General features: G+C 48.1%; 13 protein-coding genes. 5 read left to right on the top strand and 8 right to left on the bottom strand.

The window, feature by feature from the left end; all coding sequences use genetic code 11:
• The first annotated feature begins 49 nt into the window (after positions 1 to 49).
• Entirely contained in the window at positions 50 to 1,291 is a 1,242-nt protein-coding gene (locus GC130_RS27205; RefSeq protein ID WP_152001524.1) for an aspartyl protease family protein, read from the top strand.
• Here GC130_RS27205 and GC130_RS27200 read toward each other — a convergent pair.
• The 3 genes from GC130_RS27200 to GC130_RS27190 form a co-directional block, all read right to left on the bottom strand.
• On the bottom strand, positions 1,288 to 3,207 hold the full coding sequence (locus tag GC130_RS27200; RefSeq protein WP_152001523.1) for an LTA synthase family protein: 1,920 nt from the start codon (positions 3,205 to 3,207) through the stop codon (positions 1,288 to 1,290). The two genes, GC130_RS27205 and GC130_RS27200, sit on opposite strands and share 4 nt — an antisense overlap.
• 77 nt (positions 3,208 to 3,284) lie before the next feature.
• Entirely contained in the window at positions 3,285 to 3,455 is a 171-nt protein-coding gene (ccoS, locus tag GC130_RS27195) for a cbb3-type cytochrome oxidase assembly protein CcoS (RefSeq protein ID WP_152001522.1), read from the bottom strand.
• Positions 3,456 to 3,458: 3 nt separating this feature from the next.
• Positions 3,459 to 5,885, bottom strand: a complete 2,427-nt coding sequence (locus GC130_RS27190; RefSeq protein WP_152001521.1) for a heavy metal translocating P-type ATPase metal-binding domain-containing protein — start codon at positions 5,883 to 5,885, stop codon at positions 3,459 to 3,461.
• Positions 5,886 to 6,016: 131 nt separating this feature from the next.
• On the opposite strand from GC130_RS27190, the gene GC130_RS27185 reads away from it, so the two are divergent.
• Entirely contained in the window at positions 6,017 to 7,132 is a 1,116-nt protein-coding gene (locus GC130_RS27185) for an NAD(P)/FAD-dependent oxidoreductase (RefSeq protein ID WP_152001520.1), read from the top strand.
• Here GC130_RS27185 and GC130_RS27180 read toward each other — a convergent pair.
• Positions 7,129 to 7,995, bottom strand: coding sequence for a UbiA family prenyltransferase (locus GC130_RS27180; RefSeq protein WP_152001519.1), 867 nt, complete (start codon positions 7,993 to 7,995; stop codon positions 7,129 to 7,131). The genes GC130_RS27185 and GC130_RS27180 overlap by 4 nt on opposite strands.
• Before the next feature lie 54 nt (positions 7,996 to 8,049).
• Between GC130_RS27180 and GC130_RS27175 the strand changes: the two genes are divergently transcribed.
• From GC130_RS27175 to GC130_RS27165, 3 genes are read left to right on the top strand one after another with little or no spacing between them, the layout of a single operon-like run.
• Complete coding sequence (locus GC130_RS27175; protein ID WP_152001518.1) at positions 8,050 to 9,174, top strand: type III polyketide synthase; 1,125 nt, start codon at positions 8,050 to 8,052, stop codon at positions 9,172 to 9,174.
• Positions 9,167 to 9,880, top strand: a complete 714-nt coding sequence (locus GC130_RS27170; protein WP_226940625.1) for a methyltransferase domain-containing protein — start codon at positions 9,167 to 9,169, stop codon at positions 9,878 to 9,880. The genes GC130_RS27175 and GC130_RS27170 overlap by 8 nt, the downstream gene beginning before the upstream one ends.
• A gap of 9 nt (positions 9,881 to 9,889) precedes the next feature.
• Positions 9,890 to 10,798 (top strand): cation diffusion facilitator family transporter, encoded by a 909-nt coding sequence (locus GC130_RS27165; protein ID WP_152001516.1) that lies wholly within the window; start codon positions 9,890 to 9,892, stop codon positions 10,796 to 10,798.
• A 5-nt stretch (positions 10,799 to 10,803) separates the two neighbouring features.
• Here the strand turns inward: GC130_RS27165 and GC130_RS27160 are convergent, their stop codons facing one another.
• The 4 genes from GC130_RS27160 to GC130_RS27145 all read right to left on the bottom strand — a co-directional run bounded on the left by GC130_RS27160 (position 10,804) and on the right by GC130_RS27145 (position 24,178).
• The gene (locus GC130_RS27160; protein WP_152001515.1) at positions 10,804 to 11,388 is read right to left on the bottom strand and encodes a nitroreductase; all 585 of its coding nucleotides are present in this window, start codon (positions 11,386 to 11,388) and stop codon (positions 10,804 to 10,806) included.
• A 37-nt stretch (positions 11,389 to 11,425) separates the two neighbouring features.
• On the bottom strand, positions 11,426 to 13,933 hold the full coding sequence (locus GC130_RS27155; RefSeq protein ID WP_152001514.1) for a T9SS type A sorting domain-containing protein: 2,508 nt from the start codon (positions 13,931 to 13,933) through the stop codon (positions 11,426 to 11,428).
• 11 nt (positions 13,934 to 13,944) lie between these two features.
• Positions 13,945 to 18,573, bottom strand: a complete 4,629-nt coding sequence (locus GC130_RS27150) for a hypothetical protein (protein WP_152001513.1) — start codon at positions 18,571 to 18,573, stop codon at positions 13,945 to 13,947.
• A 166-nt stretch (positions 18,574 to 18,739) separates the two neighbouring features.
• Complete coding sequence (locus GC130_RS27145; RefSeq protein WP_152001512.1) at positions 18,740 to 24,178, bottom strand: T9SS type A sorting domain-containing protein; 5,439 nt, start codon at positions 24,176 to 24,178, stop codon at positions 18,740 to 18,742.
• Positions 24,179 to 24,196: the final 18 nt, after the last annotated feature.

Below are 24,196 nucleotides of genomic sequence, written 5' to 3'. Positions count from 1 at the left end.
TTTACATTACGTAAAACAACAACCCGATCTTTCTAACCGATTGAAAATAATGAAGAGGACGACCTTTTCCAAATACCTTGCCTTCCTCTTTGTCATCTTTCTTACCGCCCAGACCCATGCTCAATTTTTAGGTTTTCGAATGAGCACTGGTGCCAAGGTGATTGAATTCCCGTTCGAGCGATATAATAACCTGATTATTATCCCGGTGACTATCAATGGCAGGGTTACCGTCAAGTTCATCCTCGATAGCGGCGTGCAGAATTGTATACTCACCGAGCCACTTGTTGCCTCTCTCCTCAACCTTACCTATGATCGCACCATCACTTTTACAGCACCAGGTCAGCAAGACAGTATTTTGGCTCATGTGGCCAAAAATGTGCAGCTTAAGCTCCCCGGCATTGAGGGACAAGGCATCTCCATGCTGGTGCTTGATCAGGACTACCTCAACCTAAGCAATCAGCTTGGCACCGAGGTATTCGGTATCATCGGGTATGAGCTGTTCAGCCGGTTTATCATCGAAGTCAATTATGACAAGAAGGTGGTAAAATTCTACGAGCCTAATTTTTTCAACCCAAAAAAATACTATGAAAAAGTGCCACTCATAGTTCGTGGTACCAAGCCCTATATGGCTGCCGAAATCACTCAAAAAAATGGAACCAAAATGAACGTGGCCCTGATGGTTGATAGCGGCGCCAGTCACGCAATTTTACTTGATCAGAGCACCAGTTCGCTGATTCATCTGCCAGAAAAGAACCTTGAGGCGAGCCTGGGCAAAGGCCTTGGCGGTGATATAGAAGGCGTAGTGGCCAGAGTCGACAAGGTGAAGATCGGTAAATACAGCTTTGACGATGTGATCGCTTCCTACCCGAATGAAGGTTCGTATGGCCTCGTTCCGGAAGAAGCTGAGCGAAGGAATGGCACAGTAGGAGGTGAAATCCTCAGCAGGTTCAATCATATTTACGACTACTTCAGCCAAACGCTTTATCTCTCAAAAAGCGTTGAGTACCAAAAGAAGTTTGAGTACGATATGAGCGGGCTGGAAGTGGTGGCGCATGGCACAGAGCTCAATCGCATCAGGGTTGTTAATGTGAGGGAAAACTCGCCAGCAAAAAGGGCTGGTGTGATGGAAGGCGATATTATCAAAACGGTGAACGGCCTGACCATAACGAATACAAGCCTCAACTTTCTTACCACGCTCATGCGGCTTAAAAAAGGGAAAAAAGTTACGCTGAGGCTGCTGCGAAACGCAGAAGAGGTAAAGGTCACTTTCCGCCTGGAACGAATGATCTAGAAAAGAAAGTCCCTGTACACCGCCGTGATGAAGGCTCTGCTGTTTTCGTATGCATCAGCAAAAGCAGACTCGTCAGTAAATTCACTTTCTACCACTTTGTTCCTGTCGAAGTCGAAAGCGAAATAGCCATTGGCGTCAACCCAACCATAGCCGTTGTGGTGCTCGTACATAGCAAAGCCCCCCGACCCTTCGTTGAGCAAATCCTTACTGAACCGATAGCCGGAAACTTCACGATCCATTTGGTTTAATAGCGTTTTGGCAAGGTCATATTGAGAACCTATTTTATCCACTTTGGCTCCCCGAAACTCCTCTTTGATCACTCCTCCCCACCAAATCATGGGAATGTGGTACATCTTATCATTGTAAGGAAAGGGGTTGTATTCGTTGGTGCGACCATGATCTGCAATCAACACAAACAAGGTCTTGTCGTGAATAGGCGAACGCCTGACCTTTTCAAAAAACTTACCCAAATGCTCGTCGGCATAGGCAATTGTAGCAGCATAGGCCGCCCACTCCCCGCCGGTTGGCCAGTCGGTCAGTCCTGGTATGTCATACGGTGAATGACTGCTTAGTGTAAACAGGGAACAAAAGAAAGGCTTATCTCCTTTGCCTGCTCGTTCCAATTGATCGTGAAAATAAGGCAGGGTAGCTTCATCGTGTGCCCCCAGTCGGCCCCGAGGCTGCAAGGTGCTAAGCGAGTCTTCGTCGAACAACTTGTTAAACCCGGCATTGACCAGATAACCACCTATATTTCCAAAATCGAGGTCGCCACCGTAGTGGTATTCCGAATTGTATTCGCCGAGGCTCCGGGGGAAAGAAGGCAGGCTGCGTATTTTCTCATCCTGCTGATTGATGGGACTTCGAGGCAAGGCCGGGTAACCGCTAAAAATGGATGCGTTCCCTTTTTGTGAGGTCCATGACGCCGCATATACCCGCTCAAAAAGGATGCCTTCACCGGCCACTTTCGAAACACTGGGAGCGCCCACTCCGCCGAGCGCCTCCACCATTTGGGCCGACCAACTTTCGAGCACAATGAACACAATATTGAAGGTGTCCTTTTTAACCACCTTTGTAGTCAGGCTGTCGTGGTCACTCAACAACATTCTTGTTATATCCTCCGCCTTCTCTTGCGGATATTTGCCAAAAAACTGGTCAAGATTGCCCTTGCGGTAGCGCAACCATTTATCTCCAAAGTTCCAGATGGTGTTAACCGAGGCATCGTTGACAATATGGTAGTTAGAAAAATAGCCATTAGATATGCCTAACGGATACCTGCCCAAACCCCCTCTTATAGCCACAATAAGCAGAAAGGCATAAAAAAGAAGCGCTGGAAGGCCAATGGCAAAACGCCGGAACCAGGAACCCGGCGCAGCTACTGGAACTGCCCTCTTCAAAAGTTTGCGGTACAGCAGCCAGACAACAAGCCCCAATACCAGCACCATCAGAGCAAACTCAACCATGTAAGCGGGAGTCGCTGTGCGAACCATCTCGGTAGGGTGGGCAAGGTGCACAAAAACACGTGAGGACAACTTCGACTTCCACTCCTGATAAGTAACCGTTTCACCTACGTGAATAAGAATGGTTAGGGCTGCAAATAGCAGAATCAGCACGGTGATGACTTTGGTCAGCACGGTTCTCGCCCGCTGATGCCCGACAAAGAGAAAGGCCAGGCTTAGCAAAAAGGGGATAACGGTAAAATAAGCAGCCGCAGAAAGGTCAAGCCTGAAGGGCATATAGAAGGCCCGGAGCGTTTCATGGAATCCAGCTTCGCTCCATATCTCCGGAAAATAGAAGGCAACGAATAGCAACCGCTCGAAAAAGAAGAGGATGAAGAAAAATCCCAGCACTCTGAGAACAAAGGCTCCAATGTTCAGAAAACTCTTAACCGGGGTGCTCCCCTCAGGTGAAAACAACATTTATCCGTCTGCTAAAGTGTCTATCGTTAACCTCTTGATTGCGCAAAGGTAACTTTTAGTTAACGATTACCTTACGGCTATTTTTCGGTTTTGTTCTCGTCTTTTTTGATGTTGTCGTCGAACAGCATTCTCACAGATGGCCCGTAGGTGTCTTCGTACTGGCCGCTTTTCATTGCCCAAAGAAATGCGATAAGAAACACAATCGCCACAACTACACTAATGCTGATAAGAAGGATAATAATTTTCATCTGTTATGTGAGTTTAAGGCGGCCTGCCACCAATCGGACTAAAACAGTACTAAGTGCCACAATGCTGATGCTGCTCACAGGCATGAGAATGGCAGCCAGCAGGGGGGTAAGCATGCCTGTCATGGCAAAACTTAAACCCACAATATTGTAGGCAAATGATACACCAAAGCAAATAAAAATAATTTGTCTGGCTCGTCTGGCGAACAACAGAAACGTTGGAAGCCGCTCGAAGCTTTTGGCATCCAAAATAGCATCGCTGGCTGGCGAAAAGCTGGCCACATCTTCGCTGATGGCCATGCCCACATCGGCCTGCTGAAGTGCCCCCGCATCATTCAGGCCATCGCCCAGCATCATCACTTTTTCACCACTAGCCTGACAAGCAGCCACATATTCCAGCTTCATTTCCGGTGTCTGATTGAAATACATGGGCGTTTCGTCGGGAAAAACCTTCTTCATCAACGTCTGTTCGGTAGATCTGTCGCCGGAAAGCAGCGTAGTTTTGAAACTGGCTCCGAGCTTTTGAATTACTTGCTTCAGTCCACCTCTTGTTTTTGTGCGAATGGAAAAGTGACCCCGGGTAATTCCATCAATGGCCAAATAAACAACGTTGCCTTCCGTGATTGATACCTGGGCCTCTTCAAAGCAAAATGATGGAGAGCCAATGCGATACGCCTTCCCGTTTACGGCCGCTTCAATACCTTTGTTCTCAATTTCCTTAAACTTATCAACCGACAGCTTTTGTGCAAAACGTTGCGAAAGGTGCTCGTGCAGTTTACGGCTTAGCGGATGGGTGGAATGACCCGTCACAGAAAAAATGGCTTGAAGCTCATCGTCCGAGTAGCGCCCACCCAACATCACTTCCCCGTCCTTTGCATAGGTAAGCGTGCCCGTTTTGTCAAAAACCAAGCGATTGATGGTAGCCATTTTCTCAATGATGTGGGTATTTTTTAAATAGAGTCCGGCTTTGCCCATCGTCACCATCGCATTTCCCAGCGTAAATGGTGTGGCCAGTGCCAACGCACAGGGGCAGGCAACAATAAGCACCGCTGTAAAAGCATTTACCGCCAGTGTGGGCGATTGCTGCCACCAAAAAATAAACGCTCCGGTGGCCAGTACCATGACGGCCATAGTAAAGTACCTGGCGATTACATTGATTAGCTGCTGGTACTGTTCCTCATTTTCCTTTACAAAGGAGCTATGGTTCCAAAGCTGGGTAAGGTAGCTCTGCGACACATCCTTTTCAATCAGCACTTTGATAGAAGCACCTCGCTGTCGGCCGCCGGCATACAGCAAGTCATTCTGTGTCCTTTTTACAGGGTCGCTTTCGCCGGTAACAAAGCTGTAGTCTACCGAGGCCGAAGGGCTGATGAGAATGCCATCAGCTGGTATCAGTTCTTTGTTTCTAATCAGCAAAATATCGCCTTTCTTAATGTCAGAAACGGGGATGTTTCTGGTTGCACCGTCAACCCACTTGAGCACCGCCAGGGGAAAGTAGGAGGTATAATTCCGCTCAAATGAAAGGTGGTCGTAGCTCTTGCTCTGAAACCACTTGCCAATAAGTAAGAAGAACAACAAGCCCGCAAGGGAATCGAAATAGCCCGCCTCCCCACCTAAAAAAACCTCATACGTGCTTCGCAGAAAAAGGGCGGCGATACCAAGAGAAATGGGCACGTCTATATTGACAAACTTCTTTCGCAGACTCTTAAAAGCGGAAACAAAATAGTCCTGCGCAGAATAGAACACGACAGGAAGTGCCAAAAGGAAATTCAGATAGCCAACAAATTGTTTGAGATATTCCTCGTCGCCATCGAAGCCGAGGTATTCAGGAAAGCTGAGCAACATAGTATTGCCAAAGCAAAAACCCGCTACACCGAGTTGTGCATAGAGCTTCCGGTTGGGTGAGGAAGCTTTCCTCTGTTCCTTTGCTTCGTCTTCGAGCGTAATGAGCGGGGCGTAGCCAATGGAAGCCAGTAACTCTACGATTTTTCTTAGGCTTACATTATCCTGCTGAAAGGCTATCGTAAGCTCCTTCTTCACAAAGTTGACCCTGGAACTTATCACCGAACTCTCCAACCTTGGAAGGTTTTCCAGTAGCCAAAGGCAAGAGCTGCAGTGAATAGCGGGAATATAAAAGGTCACTTTTGTGGTCTTGCCGTCAGTGAAGTCGATCAGTTTCTTGCTGATTACCTCCTCGTCAAGAAATTCATAAGCCTCACTTGACTTTGGCTGCTTCAAGCTCAACCCAGGGGTTTTCTCCAGTTCGTAGTAGTCGCAAAGCCCGTTGTCCTGTAGTAGCTCGTAAACTGTTTTGCAGCCCTCACAGCAAAAGTGCTTTTCATGGGCCAAAATAGGCTCAAAGAGGCACTCATCACCACAATGATAGCAATACGTTTTCTCTGCAACAGGCTTCTTTGGGAGGGTTGTCTGCATGTTCCAAAATTCAGCGACAATACTCCTCTAAGTTATGATATTGGGATTTATTTCTACTGACTTTTGTCATTAAGTGACAAACTCCTAAACAAAACACCCCGGCGTCTGATTTTACCTTATATTTCTCCTTCATGAAAGACGTGGTAATTATCGGTGGTGGGCTAGCCGGTCTGGTCAACAGCATACTGCTGGCCAGAAAAGGACTCCAAGTGCTGCTGGTCGAAAAAAAAAGCTACCCCTTTCATCGGGTGTGCGGAGAATACATTTCGAATGAGGTGGTGCCTTTTTTGCGACGCAACGGGCTCTACCCCGCCGATTTCGAACCCGCCACCATCAAACAATTCAGCCTGTCGGCCATCTCTGGCAAGCAGGCCTCAGTACCACTTTCTATGGGAGGCTTTGGTATCAGCCGGTTTCAGTTTGATCAGTTCCTTTATGAAAAAGCCGTTGAAAGCGGTGTAGAGTTTGCGCTCAATCAATCTGCTGACGACATATCGAGAGAGGGCCAGGGCTTTGTGGTAAGTTATGGCAACGGCCAATCAACCAGCAGCAGGCTGGTGATTGGGGCGCACGGCAAACGGTCTAAAATTGACAAGCAGCTCAACAGGCCTTTTATGAAAAAAAGGTCGCCCTTTGTTGGTGTGAAGTACCACGTGAAAACCGATTTCCCAAATGATTTGATAGCCCTTCACAATTTTACGGGCGGATATTGCGGCATTAGTAAGGTTGAAAGCGATACTTACAATATTTGCTACCTGAGCCGCACCGAAAACCTGAAAGCCTTTGGAAGCATCGCAGAGATGGAAAAGGCTGTGCTCTACCAAAACCCAAGGTTAAAGAGCATTTTTGAAAATTCCGACTTCCTGTTCGATGCCCCTGAGGTGATCAACGAAATTTCCTTTGAGAAAAAGGAGACGGCAAAGAACGGAGTGCTTATGTCCGGCGACTCGGCTGGGCTGATCACTCCCTTATGTGGCAACGGTATGGCCATGGCCATTCACTCCGCTAAGATTTTGTCAGAAACAATTACTTCTCACCACCGGAATGATGGCTTCGACAGGGCGGCCATTGAAAAAGAATATGCTCAGAAGTGGAGGCAGCAATTTGCCCGCCGCCTTTGGGTAGGCCGCCAGTCACAAAATCTGTTCGGTACTCATCTTACCTCCAATATTGGGGTGGGGCTGGTAGGTGGCTTGCCATTTTTTGCCAAACGCATTATCGCTCAAACGCATGGCCGACCTTTCTAGGTAAACAGCCAAAGCCAGGAAAAAAAAAGGTTGAGGCAGACTGCAGAATAGAAGTTCAGCCGCATGGTGTTTCTAAAGTTTGCCTGCTTTCTATCGTTTCGCACCCCGGCATACCACCAGAGAAAGTAGGCGAGCACCGGGCCCATGGCTATTAAAAAAGCCAATGCTGTTGTCATTTCATAGCTCGTCAAAAAATAGTAGAAAAACCCGCCGCTTGCCAAAGTGAAACAAACGGCTGTAAAATGAAAAGTGCCCAAAACACCAAGCTTACGGCTTAGCGTCTCATCTCCTCTTCTTCCGTCCTCCTCGTGTTGATACACCTGGGTCATGGGGTACGAACCCCAAAGCAAGGCAGAGGATAAAAAAGCTGGTACGAAATATTTGGCGTTCAGAAATAGCTCAGGGGAAAAGTCTTTCAAGCCTACTACTACCAACATAAACGTGAAATACCCTTGAAAGAAGCCGGCAACAAGCCAGCCAAGCAATGGCTTCTTTTTCCAGCGGGTAAGTGGGTGGCTGTAGGCTTTCGACGCCAGTCCATAGCCAAAAAGCATCAGTGCAAATGCCCAATTAATCATAAAACCAGCGACAAGGGCTACGGCATCGAAGATCAACGACGTCCAGTAAAGTTCTTCAGATACTTTTGGTGGACGCTCCAAACCACCAATGCTTTCTTCATCTTTATCAAAATATGAGTTAAACCCGTTGCTGGCAGGGTAAAGGAAAAGGTGGAGTATTAAAAAAATAATCCCGGTCAATAAAACACCATCAGGCTTTACTGTCGCACAGGCAAACACAAATACCGGCAATAAGTAGAAGGAAAAGGGTATACGAAGATGAAGCCAGGTAGCATTTTGTAACATATAATAGCCAAGTGTTTGAACAAGTAAGCCTAAATTTAGCTTATTATACCATCTATGGAATCTAATATTCTCGGAATAGGCACCGCCACCCCCGCTCATCGCTTTAGTCAAAGCGAGATTCTGGGTTTTATGATTAAAGCGCACGGGCTAACCGGGAAAGATGCCAAAAGGTTGGAGGCACTTTATCGGGCTTCCGGTATTCGATACCGCCATTCGGTGCTCGACGACTATGGTGCGGCAGTAGATGCCTTCACTTTCTACCCCAAAAATGGTCGCCTGGAGCCATTTCCAACCATCAGCTCCAGAATGAACCGGTACAAACGGGAGGCATTACCTCTTTGCCAAAAAGCCGTAACAGATCTTGAGAAGGCCATCGGGCTGAAGCCAAAGTGGCAAAAGGAGATAACGCACCTTGTCACTGTTAGCTGCACAGGCATGTATGCTCCGGGGCTTGACCTCGAGTTGCTGCAACAGCTCGGTCTGGCAGGTGATGTGCAACGAACAGCCATCAACTTTATGGGTTGCTACGCAGCGTTCAATGCCATGAAAGTGGCCGACAACATCTGTCGCTCGCACAACGGTGCACAAGTGCTTGTCGTTTGCGTGGAGCTCTGCACCTTGCACTTTCAGAACCAGCCCACCGAAGACAACCTCCTGGCCAATGCTCTTTTCGCAGATGGTGCTGTAGCCATGCTTATTGCTGGAAAAAAGAAAAACGGAGTCAACCTTAAGCTTGCAAACTTCCTCTGTGATGTCGACACAACGGGAGAAACTGACATGGCCTGGCAAATTGGCGACTTCGGTTTTGAGATGAAACTTTCAGCCTATGTGCCCGACATTGTAAAGGGTGGCATCGGAAAACTAACTGAAAAACTTCTGAGGCAACACGGGGGCTCTGTAGCCGCTGTCGACTACTTTGCCATCCACCCGGGAGGTAAGCGAATACTTGAATCCATCGAAGAGGCCATTGGCATAGAAAAGGCGCAAAATTGGGCGGCTTACGAAATACTCCGTGAATTCGGCAATATGTCGTCACCCACCGTGTTATTCGTTTTGAAAAGGATCATGCAAAGCCTGTCGGAAAAAGATGAAGGGAAAAAGGTGCTTAGTTTCGCCTTTGGGCCTGGCCTAACGCTCGAAAGTATGCTGCTCGAAATCAATGTCGGAAGTAATGCCTGATTTTTCCAGCCGCTCGGAAGAACTGGAATGGATGGATGATCTTAGCTCCTCGGGAGACATTATTGTCCAAACTCTCAAAGAGCTCGACACTATCAACAGGTTACTTGGCGGCAATAATATCAGCCTGAGTGGGCTAAAAAAGCTACTAAGTCGGCACCCTGAAAAACGAAAGGAAAAAATAGTCATCGCCGACATTGGCTGTGGAGGCGGCGATATCATGAAGCTGCTTGCTGGCTGGGGTAGAAAAAACAATCTACAATTGGAGTTGATAGGCATTGATGCGAATCCCCATGTGCTGGAGTATGCCCGGGAGAACACGAAAGATTTTCCTGAAATCAGGTTTGAGCAGGTTGATATTTACTTGAAGTCGTTTTCCAAACTAAAATTTGACATTATCCACACCAGCCTTTTCACGCATCATTTCCCCGAGTCCGAGCTCATTGCCTTCTACTCTCAATGGATCGGGCAGGTGAACATGGGCATTATCAACAATGACCTGCACCGCCACTGGTTTGCGTACCACTCCATCGATTGGTTAACAAGAACGTTTTCCCGCTCGCCCATGGTCAAATACGATGCCCGGCTATCCGTGCTCAGGTCATTTCTCAAGTCCGACCTTGAGCAAATACTCCATAAAGCCAAGATTCAATCTTACGATATTCAATGGAAATGGGCGTTCCGTTGGGAATTAGTCATATATGCCTGATATTTGAGCATGGCGCATCAGCACGGACACCATCATGGGCATCACCATCATCACGAGCACGACAGCTCGGGAAAGCTTCGGGCTGTTTTTTTCATCAATCTGATCTTTGCCATTCTAGAGTTGATTGGCGGCCTGTTGACAAATTCCATGGCTATTTTATCGGACGCCCTTCACGATTTGGGCGACTCCATGGCCATAGGGCTCAGCTGGATTTTTGAGCGGATTTCCAGAAAAAAACGGGACAAAAATTTTAGCTATGGTTACAAGCGGTTCTCACTCATTTCGGCTACCATTAGCGGCCTCATTCTTTTTGCCGGTTCTGTCATTATCATCATTGAAGCAGTTCCACGTTTCTGGAACCCAGAGCCGGTACAAACTTTTGGTATGCTGATTTTTTCTGTGTTGGGTATCCTGGTCAACGGTGCTGCTGCGTGGAAAATGTGGGGCGGAAAAACCGCCAACGAAAAAGTGGTGAAATGGCACCTGCTGGAAGACGTGCTTGGCTGGGTAGCAGTACTGATCGGCTCCATCGTCATACATTTTACCGATTGGTATTTTATCGATCCCTTGCTGTCGATAGGCATAGCAGTTTTCATCCTGTTTGGTGTGTACCGCACATTGAGCGAAACCATCACCATATTTCTACAGGCGGTGCCAGATGATGTATCCGTGAAGGCGATCCACGATCAGTTGATGGCCATCGAGCACGTGAGCAATGTTCATGATATTCATGTGTGGACAATGGACGGGCAATACAATGTGCTTTCCTGCCACCTGGTAGTGGAAGATAGTGCTTCAGCTCAAGTTGTCGCCGCTGTCAAAAGGGACGCCCGAAAAGTTGCCACCTCTTTTGGCATCAACCACCAGACCTTTGAGGTGGAGACCACGAAGGATGTATGCGAATATGAAGATTGTTAAAAGGGCTATCGCACCCAGGTTGTTTTCTCCTCCACCGATCCTCGGTTTCCTTCGGGCCATTTTGAACCTGCTACTCCAACAAAAAGGAATCCGAGAAATTTGTCATTCTCACCAAGGCCAAAAAAAGACTTTGCCTCTTCCATGTAGGTGATCCCTCCAGAGCCCCAATAACAACCAACTCCATAGGCAGCAGCCGTCAGGTACATGTTTTCGACAGCGCAAGCGACCGCCTCTACTTCCTCGATTTCACGGATTTTTCCTTTTGCATCTCTTTTCATCCCTATGCCGATAATGTGAGATGAAGTTAGTGGCTTGGTTTTAAGCCCCTCGTATTTTCCTTCGTTAAAATTGCCCTGGGCGGTGGTTACTTTCTTGAACAACTCCGCCTGAAAGGCGGCCAGCTTTTGAATGCCGTCACCGGTGAAAACGGTAAACCTCCAGGGTTCTGTAAGCCCATGAGTGGGTGCCCAATTGGCATTTTCCAGCATTTGGTGAATAACAGCTTCGTCCACCTTCTCCCCGGTAAATTGCCCTGTGTAAATTGATCTCCTGTGCTTAATGAGTCTGTTGAATTCCTCTGTATTGAACATTTTGCTGCTTTTTCCCCGTAAAGCTAGTCAACAAAAATTACCGGGAAATAATTATTCTGTAGGTAATTATTGGCCTGCCAGGAACCAGTTGATCATGAAAACGAAGGACGTATACCCCATTATTGACATCAGCAACGTCCAACAATTGCATGTAGTTCTTTTCGTTTTTCAGCGCCGTAGTTTTCAGGCTGTTTCCGTTCAGATCCATCAACTCAGCCACAACGTTTCCTTTAACCAGCTGCTCATATTTGATGGTAACGAATTTGTCAGCCGGGTTAGGATACACTTCAAGGTCTTTGAAATAGCTCAAATAGATGCCTGTTTCTTTCACCTTCGTAATAAGGAGCGACTCTTCCGTCACCAGTGCTTCCAGTGAAATCCTGTTTTGCTCCAGGCCTGCTCCGCCTCCGAGCTGGAAGTCGATAAATGAAGCTGGGTCTATTGGAATGCCCGGGTACTGAATGTTGATCCGGTAGTCGCCGTCAGCCAGGTTACTTATTTCAAACTCACCGTTTTCATCGGTCTGTATGTACACCACCAATTCATAGTCATCTTCGTTTCCCTTTGCTCTGAACCTTGAACGACTAATGCTGACTCCTGCTCCCTTCACCCGTTTGCGGTCCAACACTTTGCCACTGCCGAAATCTTCATCCAAAAAACCCAACACAACGTTGTCGCCATCATCTGGTGTCAACTCTCTTGGAAGATACTCCATCGTAATGTCGGCGCCAGTAATGTTTTCCCTCAAGTTTACGACGTCGGCAAATGCCCAATCTATCGTCCTTTTATGATAGGTGGGAATATAAACGTTGTTGTTTTGGCTGGCATAGAGCAGATAGTCTCCTAACACAAGTTGAGAAATAAAAAACAAACCGTTGGCTCCCCCGGTATAACTACCCAGGGTGTCGTAACGCCCAGGTCTAATGCCCAGCGCAGCACCAGTGGCATTGGCAACATTGGCTCCATCTGCGTTCGTTACTCGCCCTTGCACGCTGGCTGTCGCCCTGATCTTCTGAGTATTGCTGGCCAGAATAAGGTCAGGAACTAGTGAACTCGTAGCACGGAGTTCGTATTCTCCCATGTTGTCATAAATCAAATCATCGATGGCATAGGTAGACGAGTTGGCCTGAGCAACCGATTCACCATTCCGAAACCATTGGTATTCGTTGGCAGATCCGCCGACCGACAAATCATGAACAAAAGAGGTATGAACCGGCTGTAGGGAATCCAGCGCCGTTCCAAATTTGCCCTGGTTAGCATAGTTAAAATTAGAGAGTCCGATGTTCGGTTCAAGGTCATCAAATTGTAAAAGGTTACCAGAAACATCGATCAACTGAATATTAGGCAACGTTGAAAGGTTGGGAAGGCTTTCCAGCCTGTTGCTCGCCAGGTTGAGCGTTTGAAGGTTGGTAAGCTGTGCAGCCGAAGCAGGTACGCCCTGTCCGATTTGGTTATTTGAAAGGTTCAGACTGGCCGCCAAAGACAACTTTCTAAGGTCAGCTGTGAGGCGGCCTGTGAGGTTATTGTCAGCCAGGTTGATGCCCACTACCCTTCCTCCCTGGACGCTGACGCCGTGCCAGGTATCTATCGGGGCAGTTAACCAATCTGTTTTGTTGATCCAGTCGTCTCCATTTGCTCTTGCATAAAGCTTTACCAAAGCGATGGAGTCGGCTTCCCTGCTGTTATTGATTTCGCTGGCCAAGGCATAAAAGTTAAAAAGTGCGTCTTCAAAACTGGTAACCGTGCCGTTGTCAACCGTGCCACTGGTAGACTGCTGGCCCAGGCTTTCGTAAGTACCGCCAAGTTCATCTGATGCCACTATTGAGGCATTGTTCATCGTGCCTATGAAGCTTTCATTGATTGTCGGCAAGGTAATTTTCCCCTCAGTCATTTCGCCCGAAACAACTGTTCTCTCCCAATATCTAGCCTGTGAGATTTCGACAACCCCCAGGCCACCTTGGCCGACCGGGTGAGGTTCTTTCGCCTCCATGGCAACCACCGGAGCATTGCCTTTTACTTTTATTAGCTCAACTGGAGTGAAGGTGGAGCCAGTGCCAATGGGAAAGTATTGATTGCCCTGCCCTGAAATTTGCATTTTCCCCCGGACATAACTCGACAAAGATGCGCCGGAAATACTGGCAGTACTTTTCACAACAAAGTTGGCCGATGGGTTTACATCTATCAGCCCGTCCGTGAGCACAAGCCCTTCAGTAATTAAAACATTGGATGAAATCTGCTTTGAGCCTCCACCGTTGACAAACAAAGACGCCAGATTTTGGCCGTTGTGGGCAAACGCCTGGTCAGAGCCGAACAAATTCACGATCCCCACACCAGCATAAGTGCCAGCGTTGCTCCAGTCGTTGTAGAGATAAAGCGTGCCATTATTAGAAATAGTACCTTGGTTGATCGCATTGGCTTGCACACCAACCTTGGTGGCAACAGTAATACCTATCGTGGTGCCTGGGCTGGTAGTAAACTGGGCCAGCGAGGAGTTACCTCTGATCATCGCTCCCAAAAACAAAAAGACTATTACTATATATCTCATCCCTTTGTCAGTTAATCAACCTTCTGAACGGTATAGTAAATTCTGAAGCTCAGTAGCGCCAAGTTTGAATTTGCCTGTTTAGTCTGGAAGCTCAAGTAATAGAAATACAGATCATTGTCAATCAATGGAGCATTGATGAACGTCTCCGAAAGATTTTGCACGGCAGGATTTTGGCCTGCGCTTGTCACGTTTGTCATTGCGATACCCCCCGTGGCGGTATGGGTTCCTCTAGCGAGTTGCACAGTAACATTGTATGTTGCATCATTATCAATTACGAAGGCGTCTACTTGCGTTACTGTCGCACCGTTGGGCAGTTCAATGCCTGCCGACATTGTTGCGTTAACAGTAGCAGTTCCATTGACGATGTATTTTCCCAGCGTGCCTCCTTGTGTGGCCAACGGTTCGTTAGCCTCAGGAGTAAAAGATTTATTAGAGACAGAAAGGATTTTGGTCACTGCCGACGGGTAGAAATATTCAGTGGCTTGGATATTCCCGTTTACTTCAAGCACTTCACCCGGCGTAGTTGTGCCAATACCGACTCGACCAAAACCGTCAATTGCCATAGCATCCACATAGGTTGGCCCGACAGTATTGGTTAGCACAGAGAATCTTATTCCTCCGGCTGAAGCTGTCGTCTTTAGTGCTGAAATTTTACCCAGATCAAATCTATTAGATCCATTGGTTGATCCCCTAAAAGAAAGTGCAACGCCGGTGCCGATGCCACCGAGATTATTGTTGGTCAATGAAAGCATGCTAAAAACAGATCCATTAGCTGTTCCATCGCTAAACTCTACTTTATAGGTGCCGTCAGCGGCACCGTAGGAAACCCTGTTTCCCTGTAAAAAAATATCGCCAAACAGCCCGCCGCTCCATGGACTACCCGCTTTTAACGTCAGGTTTCCACCGTTTGTAGCGCCGCCAAATTGCTGCCCGCCGCCGGCACTAACCGTCAAATTGTTACCGTTTCCAGCAACTGCATTCCCCACCTGAATTGCACGGTTGGCACCCTGTTCCAATTGGAAATCGCCATTAGCATAAGCTACCGGGGAACCAGATGGCCCGTTAAAATAAATTTTACCATTTACCAGGACATTAGAGGGGGTTAAAAAACCTGGCTGAATACCCGGATTGAGAACAATGTCACCACCCACATCACTATTGGTAGCCCCATCGCCGGCGGTCAATATCAAGTCGTTGCCCACTCCCGAGGCCGCCGACGCAATTGAAATCTCCCGGTCATTTCCCTGGTCGAAGGTAATATCCTGACTTATGCTACCGTCAATCCCTGTGGCATCGAGCTTCAACCAACCGCTGCCGTCATAGCCCTGAAATTCACTTCCAGTCCACCTTAATGTCCCAGCATTGGTTCCCGCCGTGTTGCCGATTTTGACACCACCGTTTACTTCTAGTAATTCAGCTGGATTCGGTGCACCAATACCAACATTTACACCATTACCCAAAATCATTGTATTTGCATTCGCCGCAGTAGTGTTTGCTCCGATGGCTATAGCGTTCGTCGCACTGGCGATCGCATTTGTTCCAACAGCAATAGCGTCATCCTGAATTGTTATCGACGACGCCCCTATAGCCACTGTTCCTGAAAATGTGCCACCCGTTGACCCGGCACCGGATCCAATCGCTACATTGTCTGATCCTGAAACGTTGTTGTCACCAGCCTCGTAGCCTAAATACGTATTGTCGGCACCAGTTGATGTGATTACACCGGCCCTGTATCCGTAAAATGAATTATTCGACGATGTAGCTGTCGCCCCGGCAAGCCACCCCATTATTGTGTTGTGTGATTCCGTTGTCAGGTTACCGCCCGATGCTCTGCCGTAAAGCACGTTGCCCTGACCAGAAGTTAGGAGATCCCCGGAAAGCACTCCTGCCTTCAGTGTTCCAGTAGGAGCATCCTCAAAAACAACGGTACTTAAATCGACATAACCCTTGGTAGCCGCATCGGTTGAGCTAACCGGCGTGCCTAAGTTTGTTGCCAACTGTCCACCCATATTAACTGAAGACGCCGGGTTTCCAAACCCACTAAGTGGGATATTGGATTTGTCTAGCTTTGCATCTGTTACGGCATTGTTTGCTATCAGCGTAGCTCCCTGAGTGCCTGATACGTCACCAGCCAGGGAGCCTGTAAAACCAGTGGCGGTAACATTTGTGAGTTGTGAACCGTCAACGGCCGGCAAACCGGTAGCATCGAGCTGCACAACATTACCGGGGGATACCCCCACGTTGAGTCCAGCCGCCGTGCCGAGCCCTGTAATAACGGCTGTGCTAATACTATTAATGTCATCGTCAGTGATGGTATTATCGGCTATTTTTCCACCCGTGCCACCGCTGACGGCACCATTTGATATGATGGTTGTTCCCTGGCCACCCGCCACGTCGCCAGCCAGTGCCCCTGTAAAATTGACTGCAGTTACATTGGTCAACTGCGAGCCTTCAACAGCTGGCAATTTGGCACCTCCGTCAAGCTGCACCACATTATTGGCAGCAGCACCTACATTTAGGGCGGCGGCTGTTCCCAGGCCCGAAATCTGGGCAGCGGACATGTTCACCAGCGCAGATCCGTCCAGTGCAGGCAGTGTACCATCCGAGGGTAGTTGAACCAGGTCGTTAGTGGTCACTCCGGCATCAAGGGTAGCGGCTGTGCCAAGGCCTGTCACTTTGCCCACGGCAACATCGGCAATATCGGCATCCGCAATGGAGCCATCAGCTATTTTTACGCCAGTAACTGCATTATTTGCAAGCTTTGCAGTGGTCACATTACCATCTGCCAGATCGATTGTGATGACTGAGCCATCAACAATTTTATCACTGCTTATTGCGTCAGTGGCGATTTTCGCTCCGGTGACGTTACCATCTGCTATTTTTCCATTAGTGACTGCGTTTGCCGCCAATTCCGTGGCACCAATAGTGCCCGCTCCAATTACCGGAACAATGCCAGTCAAACTAGACCCGTCTACAGCAGGCAAAGCACCACCACCATCCAGCTGAACTATTTGATTTGCCCCTGTGCCAACATTAAGTGTCGCCGCAGTTCCCAGGCCTATTATCTTTCCCGCATCAACATTGCTGATATCAATGTCTGAAATTGTTAAATCCTGTATTTCCAGGCCGGAAATCCCTCCAACCGGGACTTCAAACGTTGACCCATTCGACACCAATGTAATGCCGTCCACAAAGGACAGGTCGTTGACCATATCATGCGTAATGACGCCGTTTTGAATCAATGCCGTTCCAGTATTATCGATATTAATATGGCCGGAAATTGCATGTTCCTGAGGAATATTGGTGCCGTCGCCAATCAGCAGCGTACCGTTGGTAAGCGAGGCCAAACCGGTAACGTCAGTCGCAGGAGCCCAGGCACTGCCGGTCCATTTTAGTACCTGACCTGGGGTTGCGCCCGATTGGGTAATCTTTGCTGGCGCTACGTCGCTTACCTTGGCGTCTGTCACCGACCCATTCACCAGCTTTGCCGTTGTTACCCCATTGTCACGAATTTCAAACGACGAGCCGTTCGACGCCAGCGTAACTCCATCCACTACTGCGGTGTTCAGGTCGGAGAATGCGATCGAGCCATCTATAACTTCTGCGCTGCTGACAGTATTCGGGCCTGGGGTAGCGGGAATGTTCGTTAAACCGCTTCCATCGCCCGAAAAGGAGCTCGCCGTCACTGATCCTGTGGTCGAAATGTTCTGTGCACCAAAATCTGGGGTAACCTTGGTACCAGCAATTGCTGCGGCAGCGTTGACGTCCGCATCTGCAATCGATCCATCAATAACTTCCGGGCTGCCTACTGTATTTGGCCCAGGAGTCGCTGGTATATTGGTCAACCCGCTTCCATCACCGGAAAAAGATGCGCCGGTTACTGTGCCTGTGGTTAAGACATTTTGGGCGCCAAAGTTTGGGTTAACCTTTGTTCCTGCTATGGCGGCCGTCGCACTTATGTCTGTGTCAACAATTGATCCATCTATTATGTCAGCGCTGCCAATGCTGTTTGGGCCCGTGGTGATTGATAATATCTCAACCTGTAGTTCTTCGAGCGCAGCCTGGGTATTGGTGGCCAATAGGTTTGCATTGGGAATGACCGTCTGATTAGACGCCGAATCCAGGGCAAATTTCCAAAGACTTCCATTCCAAACGAGGCTAAAACCCGTTGATGGTGCGATGCTGTCCAGCGGCAGTCCTTTGAGCCCTGAAACCACCAGAGAATCGAACCTGCCCAACACATCGCCGGCAGATGCTGTTGTGATGGTCACATCATCTGTTGCATCGATATCGCCTAAGTTGGTAATTTCCTGACCGACAATTGAAATACCGTCACCAGCTACAAACTGAGAGAGTCCAATTGCGTTCCAGCCAGCGTTGTACCAAACATACAGTGTCCCATCATCGCTATCGAAAACCAACATGCCATTGTCGGTAGCCGTCAGATTGGCTGCGAAGGCGGTTCGCTCAGCGGCGGTTAGTCGGGGAGCAAGAAAGCCTTGATTTCCATTAATAGCGATTAACTCGAGGACAGCATTTTGATTTGGCGTTTCGGTGCCAATGCCAACTGAGTTTTGAGCATACAAGTTCTGAATAGCACATACCAGTGCAATTGAGAACACCAAAATTTTAAATTTCATGTTCGATTAGATCGGTTGAGCCCATATACGGCTCAAGAAAATACAATAGTTACAGAAAAGGCCCGCAAACTGGGCTATAGGCAGCACCCCAATATAATAATTTATCAATAAAAAATATCACTTAAACTGCCTAAGTGGTAAAATGGGCATTGGCCTCCTTGCTCAGCTATCTGCTTATAATTATTCTTAGTGAAATAATACCAGCCCCATTTTCTGCTGTATCGTAAAATCGCAGTATATAAATTCCTGCTCTTACGCCATCAACATCAAGAAGAGCCTGCCCATTAGAGCCCTGCTCAAGACTAGCACTTCTTATCGTCTGTCCCGTCAAGTCCATCAGGTCGGCTACTACGTCACTCCTCACCAATTTCTCATAACGGATTGTCAAGAATTTATCCGCTGGGTTCGGATACACTTTCAGCCCTTTGAAGTAATCGAGATAGATGCCTGTTTCTTCGACTTTTGTCACCACAATAGATTCCGGACTGGCAAATGCATTTACTCTGATGCTATTTTGTTCTACTCCGCTTCCTCCTCCGAGTTGAAAATCAACAAAAGATGTCGGATCCATTGGAATACCCGGATATTGAATGTTGAGCCGGTAATCTCCGTCGGGCAAATTGTTCATTTCAAATTCACCATTTGCGTCGGTTTGCACATAGGCTATTAGCTCGTAGTCCTCGTCATTATCCTTCGCCCTAAATCGTGAACGACTCACGCTTACTCCCGCTCCTTTCACTCTCTTTCTGTCAAATACCCTCCCGTCAGCATCTCCAAAATCTGACTCAAACAACCCGCTGAATGTATTGTCGCCGTCTGCCAGGGTCAATACAGGCAAAACACCCTCCATCGTAAGCACCAGTTCACCAACATTGCCACGGAGCTGAAGAAGATCAGCAAAGGCCCAATCGATGGTGCTTTTGTAAAAGCTTGGTAAAAAGACTTCTATATCCTGCTCAGCATAAAGCAGATAGTCCCCCAGAACAACATCTTCGATGAAAAATGTGCCGTTTAGCTCGCTTCTAAAGTGCCCTGTGGTATCGTAGGCACCTGACTTGACTATAAGTAGTGCGCCAAGAGCATCACTTATCGGAAGTTCGCTTTTGTCTGTTATCCTACCCGAAAGGCTGGCTGTAGCTAAAACTCGTTGCACCCTACTTTTGATAGTCAGGCCAGCTACCTTAGAATTGGTCACTTCCAGTTGGTAGTCGCCCATCTTATTGAAGTCTATTCCATCAATAGTGTACTCTGCCACATCTCCTCCCTCTAACTCCACGCCATTTCTGAACCACTGATAACTATTGGCACTGCCACCAATCGATACGCCAAGAATGTAATCAGCACCCACCGGCACCAGCTCTTCCAACATTACTCCCGCCAATTTTTGTGGACTATATACCAGGCTGGAAATGTTGATGTTTGGCTCGAGGTCATCAAACTGTAGTCTGTTGTCCGAGACATTAAGTAGGGTAAGCTGAATGATATTTGCCAACCCCGGGAGGCTGGTGATTTCATTTGCCGATAAATCGATGTTCGTTAGCTTCCTCATATCGCCCAGAAATCCCGGCAAGTCACCTGAAAGGTTGTTTGCGGGCAAGTCAATCCCGCTTACTCTATCGCTGGTAACTGTTATACCAAACCAGGAAGATAAATCGGCCGTGTTCCATCCCGAATTATTTATCCAGTTGTCCCCACTGGTTGAGTTATACAGTTCCTCCAACAATAACCTGTCACGCTCGAGAGAGCTCACCCTGAGTGCTACAGGCATAGTTGTTAACGTCAGCCCCGGAACGATACTACTGGTAACTTCTACATAGTAGTTGCCCTCGTCGGCAAATGTTGGAAAATCGATCGTATGATTGACCCCGGCAGCATCCCCGATTGAGATTTCATTTTTAAACCACTGATAATTGTTTGCGCTGCCGCCGACCTGGCGATCCAAGGTCAGGCTTTCCCCTCTCTCCTGAAGCGTATCAACCTGGGTAAGAAGTGGAGCCTGTGGCGAAAACGTGAAAGAGGCTAGCCCTATATTGGGTTCCAGTGAGGCAAAATCAAGAACATTACCAGCAACGTTGGTGGTAGAAAGTGTCAGTGATTTCAGGTTGGGTACACCGGTAATCTGATTATTGCTGACATTGAGGGTTCTCAATGAATCAAGCACAAGAATATCATCGGGCACGGCTCCTCTGAGGCCGTTTGCAGACAAATCAATGCCTGTTATCCTTGACAGGGATGCCGTTACTCCAAACCAGTTCTCAATTTTCTGGCCAGGTGCAAGCCAATTAGTATTATTGACCCAATTAGCTCCGTCAAGAGATTCATATAGGCGTACAAGAGCCAGGGAGTCAGATGCGATGACGCCATCCTTGATTTTCCGGATTTCAAGCACACTACTATTTTCTGCGAGATTCCCTGCTAAGTCCGTCACACCTACCGACCGAAGACTTGCCTGTAACAACGCAATGTCTGCGGTGACCAACAAGATAAGCTGATAATTTGAGGCGTTGATTTGGACAATTGTATCCACGACACCATTGAGCACCTCAAAATCCTGGCTTGTCAGATTGGTGACTGCTTCTGAAAATTGGACGTCAACAAGTATGATGCCTGTCATTGCTGGCTGAGGCAAGCTGTAACTCAAAGTGGCTGTGGGGGGAACAATGTCTTTTAGCCCTTCGGTACTAATTGTATCGCCCCGGTTGCCAAGACTATCGGTTAAAACAACTTTAACGCTGATAATACCGTCGGCCAAGCTGGCCAAATCTATTTCGGTAAGGCGCTCTGGGTCAGAGGTAATAGTGTCACTTCCACTTATTGTCAGGGCACTGCTGTCCGCCTCGCTATTAATAAAATACTCAAACGTTGCTCCTATCTCTCCATTTAGTATGTCGAAGTCTAATAACTGTGAATCGAGATTCACGGGCCCGCTTTGCACAATCACGGTGTCAGCAGTGGCCGGGATGTTGTCGATGCTATACACTTCTCCATTGAAGGGGATGCTGATAACGCCTGGCAAAACTCCAGTGTTATCGGTGAAATCCAGGCCCAGGGTGCCCCCGGCTGCACCAAATTCTGCCGCAACGAGCCAGTTGACCCCATCTACATCTGATACAGCAGTTAAGATTGGACTAGCTACGCCGGATTCGACAAGCGAGAAATTTGCTTCGGAAACACCGGTCACCGGCTGGTCGAAGGCGACAGTCCAGCTAACTGAAGAAAAGTTATTTGGGTTGGCATCGTTTTTTGTAATAGAAAGAACCGATGCCGGCGATTTAATGGTGATTGGCTCACTTATGAGGGTCAGCTCCGTAACCACAGTGTTGGTTACCCTCAGTTTATATACACCGAGATCCAGTGGGCCAAAGTTTGGTATTTCGTAGGTGTCAGATGTGGCACCGACAATATCTTGGCCGTCCTTCTCCCACTGGTATTCGTTGTTTATTCCACCGACTGCAAATGCCAATGTTTGATTATCTCCTGCATTTAGTCCAATTGTTTGGCTCAGGCCGAATGGCTTCTGTCCTGCATTGACGGTGATGATGCCTACGTTTGGCTCTAAATCTTCAAAGGTGAATCGATTGTTGCTCACATCAAACGAGGAGAGCAGCCCGAGTGAGCTCATGTCGGGCAAGTGGGTCAGTTCGTTGTTGCTGATATTAAAACTGGTCAGCGCCTGCAAATTCACTATCTGCTCAGGGACACTGTCAGCCAAAAAGTTATCCGACAGATCAATACTGACTGCTTCAGATAAGTAGGCCAATTCATAGGGGAAACCGCCCTCCAAATTATTACTGCCCAAGCTCACCGCTTGCACCCTGCCTCCCAGTGTGTCTATTCCGTACCAGGTGTTGAGATCCACATTGAACCAATTGGTGCTATTTACCCAACTTGCGCCAGCCGTTTTCCTGTAAATAGAATCAAGGGCCACACTGTCTATCATAAGAGAAAAGCTTAGCAGTTCGAAGGCAGTAGTATTTGTTAAGCTCCATGCTCCATTTCCATCTTTTACCCTCGTTAAAAGGTTATGGCTGCCACTACTTAACGAATTGACGGCAATAGGTATGCTGACATTTTCATCAATGGGATTTTGGGGAGAAGCTACAACCACCTGGGTGGCCTGACCCACGCCGGGGTCTGTATCTATGGCGTATTCAACAGTAGTTATCAGCCTTGTCCCGTCTCTAAAAAAGGGTCTTGATTCAATATGGCTCCACTGCCCCCTATCATCCAGGGCCCTGATATGAAGCGTATGCATCCCGGGAGAAAGTGATCCAATAGGTATGGGAACAGCAGCATCAACCAGGGTTCCCGGAGAAATGGCCAGCGCCAAACCGTTTCCATGCCCCGGATCCACATCAAAAAAGTATTCCAACGAGGTAATGGTATTTTGGCCCTCAACACTCGAGGTGGTGATGAAAAATGGCTTGCGCTCCGTCGCACTCCACTGACCGGAGGCATCACGCACCCTGAAATAGACCGTGTGAAAGCCAGTGCTTAAGGAAGTCGTGGGAATTTGCTCCATCAGGTCTACATCTGTGGATGGTGTTACTGCTACGGCCACTCCGTTGCCCTGACCCGGATCAACATCTATGAAATACTCTACGGCATCAATGTCATTTCGAACTTCGCTGGTCGACTGGCTAAGGAAAAATGGCCGATGCTCCGTAGCGCTCCACTGACCGGAGGCGTCACGCAGTCTGAAATAGACCGTGTGAAAGCCAGCACTTAGGGAAGTTGTTGGGATTTGCTCCAGCAGGTCTACATCTGTGGACGGTGTTACTGCTACGGCCACACCGTTGCCCTGACCCGGGTCAACATCTATGAAATACTCTACGGCATCAATGTCGTTTCGAACCTCACTGGTCGACTGGCTAATGAAAAATGGCCGATGCTCCGTAGCACTCCACTGACCGGAGGCATCACGCACCCTGAAATAAACCTTGTGAAAGCCGGCACTTAACGATGAAGTTGGAACTTGCTCTATCAGGTCTGCATCTGTGGATGGTGTTACTGCTACGGCCACACCGTTGCCCTGACCCGGATCAACATCTATGAAATACTCTACGGCATCAATGTCATTTCGAACCTCACTGGTCGACTGGCTAACGAAAAATGGCCGATGCTCTGCTGCACTCCACTGACCGGATGCGTCCTGCACCCTGAAATAGATGTTATGAAAACCGGAGCTAAGGAACGCCGTGGGGATCAGCTCAAAAACATCGACATAAGCGGACGGCGTCACCGCCACCGGCGTTCCATTACCCTGACCAGGATCAGAGTCAAGGTAATACTCCATACTTACTATGTTGTTGCGTGTTTCGGTTGTGGATTGACTGATAAAAAAAGCTCTTCTTTCAAAATGACTCCATACGTTGTTCTCATCCATTGAGCGAACGTACAATGTATGCATGCCTGGTGTAAGCGAGCCAGTGGGCACGGTGAAGTTAAAATCCACCTGAGCGCCGGGTGTGACAAAAACGCTGGTACCACCACCAAAACCTGGGTCGGCATCTACATAGTATTCCATGGCCGCTATTTGCGGCGCTTGTGCCAGCCCAAATTGCGCACAGCATATCAACCCCAGAATGGAAAGAAGCTTTTTCATCTTTTTCGGGATGAGCTG

It is taken from the genome of Imperialibacter sp. EC-SDR9 (assembly GCF_902498805.1).
Lineage (GTDB): Bacteria > Bacteroidota > Bacteroidia > Cytophagales > Cyclobacteriaceae > Imperialibacter.
Note: the sequence above shows the minus strand (reverse complement) of the source record. Positions and strands in the feature narration are given on the sequence as shown.

Excerpts from the sequence above, each read along its gene's own strand:
- GC130_RS27205 (WP_152001524.1), top strand. The coding sequence starts at position 50 with ATGAAGAGGACGACCTTTTCCAAATACCTTGCCTTCCTCTTTGTCATC.
- GC130_RS27200 (WP_152001523.1), bottom strand. The coding sequence starts at position 3,207 with ATGTTGTTTTCACCTGAGGGGAGCACCCCGGTTAAGAGTTTTCTGAAC.
- ccoS (WP_152001522.1), bottom strand. The coding sequence starts at position 3,455 with ATGAAAATTATTATCCTTCTTATCAGCATTAGTGTAGTTGTGGCGATT.
- GC130_RS27190 (WP_152001521.1), bottom strand. The coding sequence starts at position 5,885 with ATGCAGACAACCCTCCCAAAGAAGCCTGTTGCAGAGAAAACGTATTGC.
- GC130_RS27185 (WP_152001520.1), top strand. The coding sequence starts at position 6,017 with ATGAAAGACGTGGTAATTATCGGTGGTGGGCTAGCCGGTCTGGTCAAC.
- GC130_RS27180 (WP_152001519.1), bottom strand. The coding sequence starts at position 7,995 with ATGTTACAAAATGCTACCTGGCTTCATCTTCGTATACCCTTTTCCTTC.
- GC130_RS27175 (WP_152001518.1), top strand. The coding sequence starts at position 8,050 with ATGGAATCTAATATTCTCGGAATAGGCACCGCCACCCCCGCTCATCGC.
- GC130_RS27170 (WP_226940625.1), top strand. The coding sequence starts at position 9,167 with ATGCCTGATTTTTCCAGCCGCTCGGAAGAACTGGAATGGATGGATGAT.
- GC130_RS27165 (WP_152001516.1), top strand. The coding sequence starts at position 9,890 with ATGGCGCATCAGCACGGACACCATCATGGGCATCACCATCATCACGAG.
- GC130_RS27160 (WP_152001515.1), bottom strand. The coding sequence starts at position 11,388 with ATGTTCAATACAGAGGAATTCAACAGACTCATTAAGCACAGGAGATCA.
- GC130_RS27155 (WP_152001514.1), bottom strand. The coding sequence starts at position 13,933 with ATGAGATATATAGTAATAGTCTTTTTGTTTTTGGGAGCGATGATCAGA.
- GC130_RS27150 (WP_152001513.1), bottom strand. The coding sequence starts at position 18,573 with ATGAAATTTAAAATTTTGGTGTTCTCAATTGCACTGGTATGTGCTATT.
- GC130_RS27145 (WP_152001512.1), bottom strand. The coding sequence starts at position 24,178 with ATGAAAAAGCTTCTTTCCATTCTGGGGTTGATATGCTGTGCGCAATTT.